The organism is Streptomyces anulatus (assembly GCF_000721175.1).
Lineage (GTDB): Bacteria > Actinomycetota > Actinomycetes > Streptomycetales > Streptomycetaceae > Streptomyces > Streptomyces anulatus_C.
In genome coordinates, this window is sequence record NZ_JOEZ01000016.1 from 374,734 (window position 1) to 389,910 (window position 15,177).

General features: G+C 73.0%; 11 protein-coding genes. 4 read left to right on the top strand and 7 right to left on the bottom strand.

Going from position 1 to position 15,177, the window contains the following annotated elements; genetic code table 11:
* Positions 1–12: 12 nt before the first annotated feature.
* Positions 13–2,133 (top strand): MDR family MFS transporter, encoded by a 2,121-nt coding sequence (locus IG90_RS0119875; RefSeq protein ID WP_030585997.1) that lies wholly within the window; start codon positions 13–15, stop codon positions 2,131–2,133.
* Between the two features lie 84 nt (positions 2,134–2,217).
* On the opposite strand, the gene IG90_RS0119880 is transcribed toward IG90_RS0119875, so the two are convergent.
* Positions 2,218–2,706: a GNAT family N-acetyltransferase gene (locus IG90_RS0119880; protein WP_030585999.1), complete on the bottom strand. Its 489-nt coding sequence runs from the start codon at positions 2,704–2,706 to the stop codon at positions 2,218–2,220.
* Between the two features lie 61 nt (positions 2,707–2,767).
* On the opposite strand from IG90_RS0119880, the gene IG90_RS0119885 reads away from it, so the two are divergent.
* Together IG90_RS0119885 and IG90_RS0119890 are read left to right on the top strand one after the other, a co-directional pair.
* The gene (locus IG90_RS0119885; protein ID WP_030586000.1) at positions 2,768–3,940 is read left to right on the top strand and encodes a serpin family protein; all 1,173 of its coding nucleotides are present in this window, start codon (positions 2,768–2,770) and stop codon (positions 3,938–3,940) included.
* Positions 3,941–4,121: 181 nt separating this feature from the next.
* Entirely contained in the window at positions 4,122–6,263 is a 2,142-nt protein-coding gene (locus IG90_RS0119890) for a bifunctional glycosyltransferase 87/phosphatase PAP2 family protein (protein ID WP_030586002.1), read from the top strand.
* A gap of 164 nt (positions 6,264–6,427) precedes the next feature.
* Here the strand turns inward: IG90_RS0119890 and IG90_RS0119895 are convergent, their stop codons facing one another.
* A complete protein-coding gene (locus tag IG90_RS0119895) occupies positions 6,428–7,702 on the bottom strand; it encodes a cytochrome P450 (RefSeq protein WP_030586004.1) in 1,275 nt (424 codons plus the stop codon).
* 304 nt (positions 7,703–8,006) lie between these two features.
* On the opposite strand from IG90_RS0119895, the gene IG90_RS0119900 reads away from it, so the two are divergent.
* Entirely contained in the window at positions 8,007–9,185 is a 1,179-nt protein-coding gene (locus IG90_RS0119900; protein WP_030586006.1) for a steroid 3-ketoacyl-CoA thiolase, read from the top strand.
* A gap of 51 nt (positions 9,186–9,236) precedes the next feature.
* Here IG90_RS0119900 and IG90_RS0119905 read toward each other — a convergent pair whose 3' ends face one another.
* The 5 genes from IG90_RS0119905 to IG90_RS0119925 are packed head-to-tail and all read right to left on the bottom strand — an operon-like array spanning position 9,237 to position 14,935.
* Complete coding sequence (locus tag IG90_RS0119905) at positions 9,237–10,088, bottom strand: ECF transporter S component (RefSeq protein ID WP_030586008.1); 852 nt, start codon at positions 10,086–10,088, stop codon at positions 9,237–9,239.
* Entirely contained in the window at positions 10,085–11,806 is a 1,722-nt protein-coding gene (locus IG90_RS0119910) for an ABC transporter ATP-binding protein (RefSeq protein ID WP_030586010.1), read from the bottom strand. Before IG90_RS0119910 ends, IG90_RS0119905 begins: the two co-directional genes overlap by 4 nt.
* Positions 11,803–12,996, bottom strand: coding sequence for an energy-coupling factor transporter transmembrane component T (locus tag IG90_RS0119915; RefSeq protein ID WP_030586012.1), 1,194 nt, complete (start codon positions 12,994–12,996; stop codon positions 11,803–11,805). Before IG90_RS0119915 ends, IG90_RS0119910 begins: the two co-directional genes overlap by 4 nt.
* Positions 12,993–13,688, bottom strand: a complete 696-nt coding sequence (locus IG90_RS0119920; protein ID WP_030586014.1) for an SCO2322 family protein — start codon at positions 13,686–13,688, stop codon at positions 12,993–12,995. Before IG90_RS0119920 ends, IG90_RS0119915 begins: the two co-directional genes overlap by 4 nt.
* The gene (locus tag IG90_RS0119925; protein ID WP_030586016.1) at positions 13,685–14,935 is read right to left on the bottom strand and encodes an SCO2321 family membrane protein; all 1,251 of its coding nucleotides are present in this window, start codon (positions 14,933–14,935) and stop codon (positions 13,685–13,687) included. Before IG90_RS0119925 ends, IG90_RS0119920 begins: the two co-directional genes overlap by 4 nt.
* Positions 14,936–15,177: the final 242 nt, after the last annotated feature.

Below are 15,177 nucleotides of genomic sequence, written 5' to 3' on the forward strand. Positions count from 1 at the left end.
GAGGAGACGCCCATGGCCCAGCAGCTGAGCCCGTCACCCCCGGCAGCCGGTGAGGGACAGCCCCATCGGAGCGTCCTGGTGGCGATCGGCGCGCTGCTCCTCGGCATGCTGCTCGCGGCACTCGATCAGACCATCGTCTCCACGGCGCTCCCGACGATCGTCAGCGAGCTCGGCGGACTCGACCATCTGTCCTGGGTGGTGACCGCCTACCTGCTGGCGGCCACGGCGGCGACCCCGCTGTGGGGCAAGCTCGGCGACCAGTACGGCCGCAAGAAACTCTTCCAGACCGCGATCGTGATCTTCCTGATCGGCTCCGCGCTCTGCGGAGTCGCCCAGAACATGCCCCAGCTGATCGGATTCCGGGCCCTCCAGGGGCTCGGCGGCGGCGGGCTCATGGTGCTGTCGATGGCGATCGTCGGCGACCTCGTCACGCCGCGCGAACGCGGCAAGTACCAGGGGCTCTTCGGTGCGGTCTTCGGCGTGACGAGCGTCCTCGGGCCGCTCCTCGGCGGCTTCTTCACCGAACACCTCAGCTGGCGCTGGGTGTTCTACATCAACCTGCCGATCGGCGTCGTCGCGCTGGTGGTCATCGCGGCCGTCCTGCACATCCCGGTCCGCCGCGAGAAGCACACCATCGACTACCTCGGCACCTTCCTCATCGCAGCCGTCGCCACCGCCCTGGTGCTCGTCGCCTCCCTCGGCGGTACGACCTGGGCCTGGAACTCCCCGCAGATCATCGGGCTCGCGGTGCTCGCCGTCGTGCTGCTCGTGGCCTTCATCGCCGTCGAGCGGCGCGCGGCAGAGCCCGTTCTGCCACTGAAACTGTTCCGGATCAGGACCTTCAGCCTCGTCGCGGTGATCAGTTTCGTCATCGGCTTCGCCATGTTCGGCGCGATGACCTACCTGCCGACGTTCCTCCAGGTGGTCCACGACATCACCCCGACGATGTCCGGCGTGCACATGCTGCCGATGGTGTTCGGCCTGCTGATCACCTCGACCGGCTCCGGCCAGATCGTCAGCCGGACCGGCCGCTGGAAGGTCTTCCCGGTCGTGGGCACGGCCGTCACCGCCGTCGGACTGCTGCTGCTCCACCAGCTCGACGAGAACAGCTCCACCTGGCTGATGAGCGCCTTCTTCTTCGTCTTCGGCGCCGGTCTCGGCCTGGTGATGCAGGTCCTCGTCCTGGTCGCCCAGAACTCCGTCTCCTACCAGGACCTCGGCGTCGCCACCTCCGGCGTGACGTTCTTCCGGTCCATCGGCTCCGCGTTCGGCGTGGCCATCTTCGGAACCATCTTCGCCAACCGGCTGACCGGTCAGCTGACGGACGCGCTCACCGGGCGGTCGCTGCCGCCGGGCGTCGACGCGGGGCGGCTGGCCGCCGACCCCCGGGCCATCGGGCAGCTCCCCGCCGACCTGCGGCCCTCCGTCCTCGGCGCGTACTCCACCGCCATCACGGACGTCTTCCTGTACGCCGTCCCGGTCGTCCTCCTGGCCTTCGTCCTCGCCTGGTTCCTCCGCGAGGACAAGCTCCGGGGCTCGGTGACCGCCCCGGACACCAGCCAGACCCTCGCCTCCAACCCCGTCGAGCGCTCCTCGTACGACGAGTGCGTCCGCGCTCTCTCGGTGCTCGCCACCCGGGAGGGCCGCCGCGAGATCTACGAGAAGATCACCGCGCGGGCCGGATACGACCTGCTGCCGGCGGCCAGCTGGCTGCTCCTGCGGATCAAGCGGCACGGCACCGTCGAACCCGCCCGGCTCGCCGAGACCGCTCCCGTACCGCTGCACGTGATCACCGACGCCGCCCGGCAGGTCGAGGAACGCGGGCTGGCCCGCCGGGAGGGCCTGCAGATGATCCTCACCGACGCGGGAGCCGAGGCCGTCGTCCACCTCTCCCAGGCCCGCGAGGACTCCTTCGCCGAACTCCTCGGCGACTGGTGGGGCCCCGAGCGCCCCACCGACCTGATCAAACTCGTCAGCGAACTGACCGCCGAGGTCAGCGGCTCGACCAGGGAGCGCCCTCACTCCCCGGCGCCTCCCCGCGACCACGAGGCCCACCTGCGCCACGACGAGCGCGAGGCCCTCCGCCGGAGCCGCGACGACCTCGACGGCCACGGCCACCCCCGCCCGCCCTGAGAGCTTTCCGGTCGAAGGCCGCCCGACAGGCTCTGAGCACCCGGCGCCCGGGCCCGGGCACCCCCCTAAACGCAGGGCGCCGCGTCACAGCTCCTTGGCGAACCAGTGCTCCGCGTACGGGGTGCGGCGGTGGAACGCCGGCACCTCCCGGTACCCGTGCTTCGTGTACAGCCCGCGCGCCTCGACCAGATCGTTGCGGGTGTCCAGCCGCAGCAGCCGTACGCCGTACGCCCTCGCCGCCTCCTCCAACGCGGCCAGCAGCAGCCCGCCGCCGCCCGTGCCCCGGAACGCCGGCCGCACGTACACCCGCGTCAGCTCCGCCGTACCCGGCCCGGCGGCCTCCGTCAGCACCAGCCCGGCGCAGCTCGCGGCCTTGCTCCCGTACCGGCCGACGACGAACTGCCCGGTCGGCGGCGCCAGCAGGTCGGCACCGTCGTCGTCGAGCCCGTCCGCTATCTCCTCGGCGGTCGCGGGCCGCTGCCAGTAGCGGCTCGCTACCTCGTCGTAGTAGTCCCGGCGCAGCGCGCTCGCGTCGGGGGAGTCGAATCGTTCGGCGGTCACGGTCCAGGTCATGTGGGGCATTCTTGCTGCCGCACGGCCGAACGACGACGTGATTCCTGTGTAGGGGGCAGCAGTGACTGATGTGTCCGCGACCGCGACCGGTGCGGTATCCACGACATCCACCCCATCCACCCCATCCACGACCGGAGCGATCCAGCGCCTTGCCGAGCGCTGGATGCGGGACGGCATGGCGGCGGGGGAGGGCCGCGACCGTACGGAGCCAAGCACCGGCTTCGTGTGCTCGCCCGCCGGGCTGTGGCTCGCCCTGGCCGCCGTGGCCGCCGGTGCCCGCGGCGCGACCGCGGGCGAACTGCGGGCCCTCCTCGGCACCGCGGACCGGGAGGCCGCGCCGGCCGTCACGGCGGTGGCCCGCGAGCTGGGCCGGACCGGGGCGCTGGGTGTTGCCACCCGGGTCTGGAGCCGGGTGCCCGTGCTGCGCGCCTACCGGGAGGCGCTGCCGGACGTCCGCTTCGACCCGATGGACCCGGCGGCCGTCGACGCCTGGGTCCACGAGGCCACCGGCGGGCTGGTCGAGCGGCTGCCGCTGGAGATCAGCGACGAGACCCTGCTCGCGCTGGTCAACGTCCTGGCGCTGAAGGCCCGCTGGGAGAAGCCGTTCGAGGGCAGGCGGACCCGGGACCTGCCGTTCACCGACGCGGCCGGGGTGGTCGGGCCGGTGCCGACCATGACCAAGGACGTGCCATGGGCCGACGCCTGGACGGTGGGCGGGGCGTACGTCGTCGAGCTGCGCTGCGCGACGGAACCGGGCGGCGCTCCCGGTGCCCGGGTCCGCTTCGTCCTCGGGGAGCCGGGTGTGGGCCCGGAGCGGGTGCTGCCCGCGGGCTGGGCGCCACGGTCGGCGGGCGGCGCTCTGGACACCGACCGGGTGACCATCGGGCTGCCACGGCTCTCCCCGCGCACCCGCGTGCTCGTCACCGGGCAGCTGCCCGCCCTCGGTGTACGGCTGGCCACCTCCGACGCCGCGGACTTCTCCGGCCTCTCGCCCGAACGCCTTACCATCTCCGACGTGATCCAGGAGACCGTGCTGAAGATCGCCGAGGAGGGGGTGGAGGCCGCCGCCGTGACGGTGGTCGCCATGGCGCGGGCGGGCGCCGCCCCCCGGCCGCAGCGGGTGCACCACATCGCCTTCGACCGGCCCTTCGGCATCGTCGTGCTGGCCGGAGCCGAGGACGTACCGCTGTTCACCGCCTGGCAGGCGGACGCCCCCACCGACCCGGACTTCTGAGGCCCGGGGCCGGGCCCCGGCAGGGGGCAGGCGCCCTCAGTTGGGTCCTGGTCATCCCCGCGGACGACTTCTTCCGGACCGAAGCAGGATGACAGTCAGGCAAAGAGGGGGTTGATTGTGTCTACCTCGTAGGGCAGTGCGAGGCTTCATCCGGCGTGGCCCCCAATCGAAGGGGCGATGCATGGAACGGTGGGAGGGTCGGCGCAGCGTGGCGAATGCGGATCACAGTGTGCGCGGTGACGCGGCGGCGGGCACGGGAGCGGGAAGCGGGCTGACCAGGGCCCTGCTCTGGCTGGTCGTGGCCGTGCTGGCGGTACGGCAGGTGGCGGTGGTGCTCCGGCGGCCACCGGGGGAACGGCTCCTCGATCTGGAGACCTGGACCGGGGAGAACGGCGTCCTGCACCTGACGGGCTCGCTGTACGACAGCGGCCGGTTCACCGGAACGCCCTTCGCCGGGCTGGTCCTGAAACCTCTCACCGCCTCGGCCCAGCAGGCCCTGGGTGTCGCGTGGACGTTCGGGTCCCTGCTGCTCGTCGTCGCCCTCGGCCTCGTCGCGGCCCGGGCGCTGCCCGGACCGGTGGGCCGGCGGACGGCCCTGCTCGCGGCCCCCGTCGCGATCAGCCTGTTCATGCTGTCGCTGCCGGTCCGCAACGCCCTGCACCTGGGCCAGACCAGCATCCTGCCGGTCCTGCTGGTCCTCCTGGCCTGCTTCGTCGTCCGGGAGCACCGGGCGGCGGGCGTCCTCGTCGGCCTCGCCGCCGCCTTCCAGCCGGTGCTGCTGCTCTTCGCCGCACTGCTCTGGCTGACCGGCAGGCGGCAGGCGTCGGTGAGCGCGGGCGTGACCTTCGCCCTCGCCACGGCCGCCGCCTGGGCCGCGGCGCCGAAGGACTCGTGGACGTACTGGGTGCACCATCTCGCAGGCGCCGGGCTGGGCGAGCGGCCGGACAGCCTGGCCAACCAGTCCCTGCACGGGGCGCTGCTCCGGCTCGGCCTCGAAGGGCCCGTCGAGATCGCCCTGTTCCTGGTGCTCTCCGCCGCCGTCGTGGTCGTCGGCCTGCGGCGTGCGGTGCGGTACGCCCAGGACGGGCAGCTGCTCCTCGCGGTGGCCGTGACCGGCTGCGTCGTGGTCGCCGTCTCGCCGACCGCCTGGCAGCACCAGCTTCTCTGGGTGCTCCTCGCGGTCGTCGGCAGGGTCGGCAAGCGGGCGTCCGACCGGCTGGTCTGGCCGTCCGTGGTGCTGCTGGTCGTCACCCTGCCGGGAACGATGCTGCTGCCGAACATCGAGACGCTCTTCCCCGTACGCGACAACGTGCTGCTCCTCGCGGCGATCGGCGCGGCCTGCCTCGCCCCGTTCCTGCCCCGCACCTCGCCGTACTGGCAGCACCCGGTCCCCACCGACTACGCGGAACCGGTCGCGGCGCGCTGGAGACGCGTCCCGCTCCTGCCGTTCTGGCGCCGGGTCCTCACCCGCCCCAACCTGCTGCTGGAACTCCTGCTCATCCGGGTCGTCTACTCCGCCTACGCGCAGGTCCGCCTCGCCGCCCGGGCGGGCCGCCCGCTCGCCGAGGAGCACGGCCGGCAGATCTACGCCATCGAGCAGTGGCTGCACATCGACATCGAGCACTGGGTCAACCACACGGTCGTCGAGATCACCTGGCTGCGCGAGTTCTTCGACTACTACTACTCCACGTTCCACTTCATCGTCCCGCTGACGATCCTGGGCGTGCTGTACGTGCGCCGCCCCGCCGACTACCGCTGGGTCCGCTCGTCCATCGGCTTCGCCACCCTGCTCGCACTCGTCGGCTTCTGGCTCTACCCGCTGGCCCCGCCCCGGCTGATGCCCGGCCTCGGCTTCATCGACACCGTCCACGGGGTGCAGGACTTCGCCAAGCCCGACTACGGGACGCTGACCACCGTCACCAACCAGTACGCGGCGATGCCGTCGCTGCACTTCGGCTGGTCGTTGTGGTGCGGTGTGGTGATCGTGATGCTGGCCCCGAAGCTCTGGATGAAGGCGCTGGGCCTGCTGCACCCGTTCTTCACGATCGCCGCGATCGTGGCCACCGCAAACCACTGGGTGCTCGACGCCGCCGGCGGTGCCCTGGTCGTATCGCTGGGCTTCGGGCTGACGTATGTGCTGTCGGGGCCGCGGAAGCTGCTCACCGGGCAGGAACAGGCGACCGGGACGGCGGCGACGAAACCGGCGGAGCCACCATCCGCCGAGCACGAGCACGCGTGTGCGTCTGCGCCCGCGTCCAAAGCAGACGCCGAACCCGCCCTCGTACCGGAGCACGAACCCGCCGAAAAGGTCGGCGGCAAGTAGCGGTAGAGGCAGCCGGCACGGGTAACCGGCAGGGGCAACCCGCAGAACAGGCCGAAGGGGTGCCGGGGCGGGTATTCAGCCGTCCTGGCACCCCTTCGGCGTGGATCGCCGCGTCCCCCCATGGTCCGTCCGCGCGGGCCCGCCCGCCATTCGGGCGGGCGGTGTCAGGAGTGCCGGGCGTCCGTCGTCGTGGCCGCGACCGTGGTCACCTGGAGCTGCTTGATCCCGTTGAGCCAGGCCGATCGCAGCCGTCGCGGATCCTCCAGCAGCCGCAGATCCGGCAGCACGTCCGCGATCGCGTTGAAGATCAGGTCGATCTCCATCACGGCCAGCGACTTGCCCAGGCAGAAGTGCGGGCCGCCGCCCCCGAACCCGAGGTGCGGGTTGGGGTCGCGGGTGATGTCGAAGGCCTCCGGGGCGTCGAACACCTCCGGGTCGTTGTTGGCCGAGGAGTAGAACAGCCCCACCCGCTCGCCCTTCCCGATCCGCTGACCGCCCAGCTCCAGGTCCTGGGTGGCGGTCCGCTGGAAGGAGACCACCGGGGTCGCCCAGCGCACGATCTCCTCGGCCGTGGTCTTCGGGCGCTCCCGCTTGTAGAGCTCCCACTGCTCGGGATGGGTGAGGAAGGCGTGCATGCCGTGGCTGATCGCGTTACGGGTGGTCTCGTTTCCGGCCACCGCGAGCAGGATCACGAAGAACCCGAACTCGTCGGAGGACAGGTTGCCTTCGCCCTCCGCCGCGACCAGCCGGCTCACGATGTCCTGGGCCGGGCACTCCTTGCGGGCCGCCGCCAGGTTCATCGAGTACGCCACGATCTCCATCGCCGCCTCGGCGCCGGCCTCCTCGGTGATCGCGTACTCCGGATCGTCGTACGCGGCCATCTTGTTGGACCAGTCGAAGATCTTGGAACGGTCCTCCTGCGGTACGCCGATGAGCTCGGCGATGGCCTGGAGCGGGAGCTCCACCGCGATGTCGGTCACGAAGTCGAAGGAGCCGTCGGCGTCCGCCGAGGCGAGGGCTCTCCCGACGATGGAGCGGGCCCGGGAGCGCAGGGCCGCCTCCAGGGAGCGCACCGCGCGCGGGGTGAAGCCGCGCTGGACGATCTGACGGACCCGGGTGTGTTCCGGCGGGTCCATGTTCAGCATGATCAGCTTCTGGACGTCGATCTGGTCGCGGCTGATCGTCTCGTTGAAGCGGATGACGGCGGTGTTGGTGTTCGAGGAGAACAACTCGGGGTGCGTGGAAACGTACTTGACGTCCGCGTGACGGGTGACGGCCCAGTACCCCGCGTCGCCGAACCCGGAGATGTTGCGCGGCTGGGTGCACCACCACACCGGCGCGGTCTCCCGCATCAGCGCGAACTCCGGGTGCGGCACGCGGGACTGGAGGAGATCGGGGTCGGTGAAGTCGAACCCGTCGGGCAGATGGGGGCAGCGCATGGGCACCTCTCCACTCCGGATCTGGCGGCGAACCGTCCGACGGCCGCCAATGTCTGACGCTCCATCAGAAGATGACCGCAAGGTAGTAACGAGTTCTACAGGTGGCAAGGGCCGTGGCCTGATCTGTTGCCTCCGGCGTCGGCGCGGGCCCGCCGCCTCACCGGAGGGCGCGCGAGCGGTGCGTGCACGCCCCTTGCGCAGCCGGGCCGCCGTCACGAGACTGCTTGCAGAACTAGAACGCGTACTAGTTCCTTCCGTGGGCGCCGGGACGCCCCCTGCGGAAGTGCGAGGAGAGGACGAGCTCATGGCCGCGGAACCCGTCATCGTCGAAGCCGTACGCACCCCCATCGGCAGGCGCGGAGGCGCACTCGCCAATCTGCACCCCGCCTATCTGCTGGGTGAGACCTACCGTGAACTTCTCGGCCGCACCGGCATCCAGGCCGACTGCGTCGAACAGATCGTCGGCGGCACCGTCACCCACGCGGGCGAGCAGTCCATGAACCCGGCCCGCAACGCCTGGCTGACCGTGGGCCTGCCGTACGAGACCGCCGCCACCACCGTGGACTGCCAGTGCGGATCCTCGCAGCAGGCATCCCACATGGTCGCCAACATGGTGGCCGCGGGGGTCATCGACGTGGGCATCAGCTGCGGCGTCGAGGCGATGTCCCGGGTGCCGCTGGGCAGCGGCTCCAAGCACGGCCCGGGAAAACCCTGGCCCGACGAGTGGAACGTCGACCTGCCCAACCAGTTCGAGGCCGCCGAGCGCATCGCCCGCAAGCGCGGCCTGACCCGGGCGCGGGTCGACGCGCTCGGTCTGCTCTCCCAGCAGCGGGCCGCCGAGGCGTGGGCGGAGGAGCGCTTCAAACGCGAGACGTACGCCGTCCAGGTCCCGACCACCGAGGAGGAGCAGGCGGCCGGCCAGGGCATGTGGCGGCTCGTCGACCGGGACGAAGGGCTGCGGGACACCTCGATGGAGGCGCTCGCCGGGCTGAAGGCCGTCATGCCGAGCGCGATCCACACCGCCGGCAACTCCTCGCAGATATCGGACGGGGCCTGCGCCATCATGTGGTCCTCCAAGCGCATGGCACGGGCCCTCAAGCTGAAGGCCCGGGCCCGGATCGTGGCGCAGGCCCTGGTCGGATCCGACCCGCACTTCCACCTCGACGGCCCGATCGACGCGACCCGGGCGGTACTCGGCAAGGCCGGCATGTCGCTGCGGGACATCGACCTCGTCGAGATCAACGAGGCGTTCGCCTCGGTGGTGCTGAGCTGGGCGCAGGAGTTCGAGGCGGACCTCGACGGCCTGGAGAAGGTGAACGTCAACGGCGGCGCGATCGCGCTCGGCCACCCGGTCGGCGCGACGGGCGCCCGGCTGATCACCACGGCCCTGCACGAACTGGAACGCCGCGACAAGGAGTTCGCGCTCATCGCGATGTGCGCGGGAGGAGCCCTCGCGACCGGCACGATCATCCAGCGGCTGTGACCCCGTAACGGCGCTCCTCCCAGCCGGGCCCGGGGGCCGTCCCCCCTCGGGCTACCGCTCAGGCCGCCCCTCCGCCTCCCCGAACGCGGCCTGCGCGTCGAACGCGGCGCGGCGGGTGGCCCGGCGCAGCGCCTTCAGCAGGGTCGGGCCGATCGTGACCGTCAGGACCACGGTGAGCACCGCCCGCCCCAGGTCCCAGCCCAGCGAGGTCGCCGCACAGTAGGCGAGGAACCGCACCAGGTTCTCGTGCAGCGGGTCGCCCCCGACGAACGAGATGCCCGAGCCCAGACCGGGGACGATCGTCCAGCCGTACAGATTCATCACCGTGCCGTACGCGAACGCCGCCACGGACCCGTAGACCGCGAGCACCGCCAACTCGGCCCGGCCGCGCAGCCGGTCCGCGCCCGGCAGCAGCCCCGCGCCCATCGTGAACCAGGCCATGGACAGCATCTGGAACGGCATCCACGGCCCGACCCCGCCGGTCAGCAGCGCCGAGGCGAACATGGTCACCGAGCCGAGGACGAAACCGAAGCCGGGGCCCAGCACCCGGCCGCTCAGCACCATCAGGAAGAACATCGGCTCCAGGCCCGCCGTCCCCGCCCCCAGCGGGCGCAGCGCAGCCCCGACCGCCGCCAGCACACCGAGCATCGCGACGGCCTTCGCGTCCATCCCGGACTCGGAGATCGTCGCCACGACCACCGCGACGAGCAGCGGCAGCAGCGCCGCGAACAGCCAGGGCGCGTCCCGCGCGTGCGCGAGCCCGGACTCGGCGTCCGCCAGCAGCGGCCACCCGAAGGCGACCACACCGACGGCCCCGGTCAGCAGCAGCACGGCGACCGACTTCGGCCCGAGCCGCACGGGCCGGGCCGCCCGCTCCGTTACGTCGACGGCCTTGTCGCTCATGCGCCCGCCTCCAGTGCGCCCCGCACCTGGGACACGGTCAGCCACTCCTGCGGGGCGAGGATCTTCGCCGTCTGCGGGGCGAACGCGGGGGAGGAGACGACCACCCGTCCGGTCGGGCCGTCCGCGACGACCTCCCCCTCGGCGAGGATCACCACCCGGTGCGCCAGCTCCGCCGCCAGCTCCACGTCGTGCGTCGCCAGGACGATCGCATGCCCCTCGGCCGCGAGTCCCCGCAGTACGCCGACGAGGCGCGCCTTCGCCGCGTAGTCCAGGCCCCGGGTCGGTTCGTCCAGCAGCAACAGCGGCGGCCGGCCCGTCAGTACCAGCGCCAGGGCCAGGGCGAGCCGCTGGCCCTCCGAGAGGTCCCGGGGGTGGGTGTCGTCCCCGACCCCCGGCAGCAGCTCCGACACCAGCGCCCGGCAGGAACCCTCCGCCGCGCCCGCGTCCCGGTCGGCGGCGGCGCACTCGGCGGCCACCGTGTCCGCGTACAGCAGATCGCGCGGCTCCTGCGGTACGAGGCCGACCCGGCGCACCATCGCCCGGGGGTCCGTCCGGGCGGGGGCCAGGCCGCCGACGCGCACGGTGCCCGCGGTGGGCTCGATCATCCCGACGAGGGCCCCGAGCAGCGTGGACTTGCCGGCCCCGTTGCGGCCCATCAGGGCCACCGTCTCGCCCGGGGCCACGGTGAGCGTCACCCGCCGGAGCGCCTCGACCCGGCCTCGCCGCACTCCGAGCCCCTCGACCCGGGTGACCGGATCGGCGACGGGGTCGGCCGCCGCGACCCGCGCCTCGGCCTTCCGGCTCAGCAGCCGGGCGAACCGTCCGGGCCGGGAGGCACGCGGGACGGGAGGGTGCACGACGGTCGGACGGGCCGACGCCTCCGGGGGCACGGGGGGTGCCGCGTCCGCCAGCCGCTCCCGCAGCCCGCCCGCCCCGCGCCGGGCGTCCCGTACCGACAGGGGCAGCGGGTCCCAGCCCGCCAGCAGCCCCAGCTCGGCCACCGGCGGCCGTACCGGCGACACCTTCATGATCTCGGCGGGCGGCCCCATCACGGGGGCGGCGCCCGGGGCGGGCAGCAGGACGACCTGGTCCGCGTACTGCACCACGCGCTCCAGCCGGTGCTCGGCCATCAGCACGGTCGTGCCGAGGTCGTGCACCAGACGCTGGAGCACCGCGAGGACCTCCTCGGCCGCCGCCGGGTCCAGTGCGGAGGTCGGCTCGTCCAGCACCAGCACCCTCGGGTGCGGGGTGAGCACCGAACCGATCGCCACCCGCTGCTGCTGTCCGCCCGACAGGGTCGCGATCGGCCGGTCGCGCAGTTCGGCCAGGCCCAGCAGATCGAGCGTCTCCTCGACCCGGCGGCGCATCACGTCGGGGGCGAGGCCCAGCGACTCCATGCCGTACGCGAGTTCGTCCTCGACCGTGTCCGTGACGAAGTGCGCGAGCGGGTCCTGGCCCACCGTCCCGACCAGGTCGGCCAGTTCACGGGGCTTGTGCGTACGGGTGTCGCGGCCGCCCACGATGACCCGGCCCGACAGCAGCCCGCCCGTGAAGTGCGGGACGAGCCCCGAGACCGTACCCAGCAAAGTCGACTTGCCGACACCGGACGGGCCGACGAGCAGGACGAGTTCGCCCTCGGGGACCGTGAGGTCGACGCCGGACAGCGTGGGGTGCTCCGTGCCCTCGTACCGCACGGAGACCCGCTCGAACCTGATCACGCCTGCTCCTTGCCGGGACGAGCTTGTTTGCCGGCCCCGTGCGAGGACGGCTTCCCGGCCCCGTGCGAGGACGGCGGTACGGGGGCGACCAGTGCGGGCAGCAGCCCGATCAGCACCGCGGCGGCGGGCCACAGCGGCAGCACCGGCGCGGCCGGTGGTACGACCCCGGGGTGCAGCGCCTCCGGATCGACCGCGCCCGCCCAGATCATCGCCGCTGCGACCGCCGCCCCCGAGCACGCCACCAGCCAGGCCCGGGCACCCCACCGGTCCGGCCGGTAGCGGGTGCGCACCGAGCGCCGCCCGCCGAGCCGCAGCCCGGCCATCGCCGTGACCAGACCGGCCAGCAGCAGCGGCAGCCCGTACACCGCCCCCTGCACGGCCAGCAGCCCGTACGTGCCGGCGCACACCCCGAGCAGCCCGCCCAGGGTGAGGACGTTCGTGGTGTGCCGGACGGCGGCCGGGACCTGCGCCGTGCGCCCGTACCCGCGCGCGTCCATCGAAGCGGCCACCGCCACCGACCGCTCCAACGCCCCCTCCAGCACCGGCAGTCCGATCTGAGCCACGGCCCGCACACCACCGGTCGGCCGGCCCCGGAGCCGGCGCGCGGTGCGCAGCCGGACCACGTCGGCCACCATGTTCGGCGCGAACGTCATCGCGACCACGACGGCGACCCCCGCCTCGTACAGCGCACCGGGCAGCGACTTCAGCAGCCGCGCCGGGTTGGCCAGCGAGTTCGCCGCGCCGACGCAGATCAGCAGGGCGGCCAGTTTCATCCCGTCGTAGAGGGAGAAGACCAGCTGCTCGGCGGTGACCCGGCCACCGATCCGCACGCCCTGCGCCCAGTCGGGAAGGGGAAGTTCGGGCAGGACGAACACCGTGTGCGAACCGGGGATGGACGAACCGAGGAAGACGGAGAACACCAGCCGCAGCGCCACGACGAACAGCCCGAGCTTGACGAACGCCCCGTAGGAGCGGGCCCACGGCGCATCCGTGCGCCGCGCCGCCACCACATACCCCGCCACGCCGACCAGCAGCCCGAGCAGCAGCGGGTTCGTCGTCCGGGACGCGGCGGTGGCAAGACCCAGCGCCCACAGCCACCACGCCCCGGCGGGCAGCGCGTTGCCGCGGTCCGCCTCGGGCGCGTGCAGGGCACGCCGGAGCAGCCGGGCCGTCCCCGGGGAGCGGGTCATCGGCGGCGGCGGGCCTGGACCACGGCGGCGATGCCCAGCAGCAGGACGGCGCCGGCGCCGACGAGAAGCCCGACGGAGGGACCGCCGCCGCCCCCCGTGTCGTCCTGCTGGTCATCGGCCGTCTTCGCAGGGGCGGACGGCTTCGCACTGCCGGCGTCGCCGGACACCTGCTCGCCGCAGCCGGACTTCGGATAGCCGGAGATCGCGCAGAGCATGGCGCTGCTGTCGTACCGCAGCGGCTTCGCCACCGCGGCGAGCGCCTCCGCACTGCTGGCGTCCGGCGCGACCTGCGCGCAGGCGGTGCGCGGGGCGGGCGGCTTCTCGCCGTCCGGGGCGTCCGCCGCCGTACCCGGGTCGATCACCAGCGCCACCCGCTTGGAGCCGTCCTTCGCCGGGGTGCCCGCGCAGATCGCCCCGAAGTCCGGGGCGCGGCGCGGCCGGTCGGCGTCGCCCGAGTCCTCGCTCACGGCGAACCGGAAGCCCTGGACCGTACCGTCGTCGGGGCGCAGGAGGGACGGCCCCTGGGTGGCGTACTCCCAGTTCTTGCCGTTGCCCTCCCAGAAGGACCAGTAGCGGTACCCGGCGGCCTCGGCGCTGCCGGCGCCGAGGAGGACGGCCGAGGCGGCGACCAGGGCGGCCAGCGGCAGGGCGACGGGATTCCGCAGCCGGGCCGGGACCGGTGTACGCCTCACGGCTGCTGCTTCTTCCGGCGCATGCTGAGCAGGAGGCCGATGCCCGCGCCGACCGCGAGACCGATACCGATCAGCCACCCGAGCCCCAGCCCGCTGTCGTCGCTGCTGGTGCCGCTGGAGGGCTGCGGACCGGTCGGCGTGGGTGAGGGGAGGGCGGTGGCGGCCGGGGCGGGGCCCATCGTGTTGAGCTGCCTGACGAGGTCGACGCCGCCGAAGGTGCGGGCGTCCGCGCCGGTGGCGTGCGCCGCGAGGATCAGCTGCGCGGTGGCGGCCGGACCGCCCTGCTTCGCCCAGCCCGTGGCGTTCTTCTGCAGCCAGGCGACCGAGGCCTCGGCCTTGTCCGTGTGCCCGGAGGCGGCGAGCGCGACGACCGCGTCGGCGGTGTTGCCGAAGTCGGGCAGCGGCGCGCTGTCCTCGGCGCCGGGCATCGGGGCCTGCTCCAGGTAGGGCTTCTTCCTCAGCGTGTCCGCGAGGAAGAAGGCGCCGTTCTGGGCGCTCTGCTCCGGGCTGAGGTCGTCGCCCTTGGTGCAGGAGGGGTCCTTGACCGCGTTGGACGTGCCGGAGGCGATGCCCTTGCCCATCAGCCCGAGCACGGAGGCCGCGGTGGCGTCCAGGTTGGCGGTCAGCTCGCCCTTCTTGCCCGGCTGGTAGGCGTACGCGCCGCCGTCCTTGTCCCCGCAGGGGATGGCCAGGGACTGGAGCGCGGTGTACGGGGTGCTGCCGTCGGCGGTGGTGATCTCACCGACCGGCACACCGGTCCGGGCGAGCGCGCCGATGACGATGGACGTGGAGTTCGCGTCGCTCGGGCTGCCGGGGTTGTAGCCCCAGCCGCCGTCCTCGTTCTGCACGGACTTCAGCCAGTCCGCGCCGTTGTTCGCGGCGTCACGGTGCTGGTTCACCTCGACGAGGGCCTGCACGGCGGCGGCGGTGGCGTTGGTGTCCATCACCGTCGACGCGTCGCACGGCTTGGAGGCGTCGCGGTACGAGGTGAACGCACCGCTGTCGCACTGCTGGCCCACCAGCCAGTCCATGGCGGAGGTGGACGGCGTGACGTACTCGATCTTCTGCGCGAGGAAGGCCAGCGACTGCCGCCACACCCCGTCGTACGTGGGGTCCGTGGTGCCGTAGAGCCCGGCCGGCAGCTCCCCCGACGGGGAAGGACTCGGCGCGGCGACCGCTACGGGTGCGGCCGCGCCGAGAAGCACGGCGGTGGTCGCGAGCGCGGCTGCGCTGCGGCGTACGGTCATGGCTGGCTGGGCCTCTCCTGCGAGGGCCGGACTCCCCGGGCGCCACGAGGGCACCGGGCTCCGGCCCCGTATGCCTCGACGGTGCCGGCCACCGGGGTTCCGGTGGCCCGAGGGCCCCTCGTCGACGTGCCGACGGACCCGAGCCGGTCACGCTCCGCGGAGGGCGGTCCGGCTGCCGTCGGGCGGACGGGACACGGCTGGGGCGCTGCGCCGGACTCGCACCGGCGTCCCCCTGTACGGGC

What these genes read in the sequence shown, in the direction of transcription:
- IG90_RS0119915 (WP_030586012.1), bottom strand. Translation starts at nt 12,996, where the DNA reads ATGACCCGCTCCCCGGGGACGGCCCGGCTGCTCCGGCGTGCCCTGCAC.
- IG90_RS0119890 (WP_030586002.1), top strand. Translation starts at nt 4,122, where the DNA reads ATGGAACGGTGGGAGGGTCGGCGCAGCGTGGCGAATGCGGATCACAGT.
- IG90_RS0119880 (WP_030585999.1), bottom strand. Translation starts at nt 2,706, where the DNA reads ATGACCTGGACCGTGACCGCCGAACGATTCGACTCCCCCGACGCGAGC.
- IG90_RS0119925 (WP_030586016.1), bottom strand. Translation starts at nt 14,935, where the DNA reads ATGACCGTACGCCGCAGCGCAGCCGCGCTCGCGACCACCGCCGTGCTT.
- IG90_RS0119900 (WP_030586006.1), top strand. Translation starts at nt 8,007, where the DNA reads ATGGCCGCGGAACCCGTCATCGTCGAAGCCGTACGCACCCCCATCGGC.
- IG90_RS0119905 (WP_030586008.1), bottom strand. Translation starts at nt 10,088, where the DNA reads ATGAGCGACAAGGCCGTCGACGTAACGGAGCGGGCGGCCCGGCCCGTG.
- IG90_RS0119875 (WP_030585997.1), top strand. Translation starts at nt 13, where the DNA reads ATGGCCCAGCAGCTGAGCCCGTCACCCCCGGCAGCCGGTGAGGGACAG.
- IG90_RS0119895 (WP_030586004.1), bottom strand. Translation starts at nt 7,702, where the DNA reads ATGCGCTGCCCCCATCTGCCCGACGGGTTCGACTTCACCGACCCCGAT.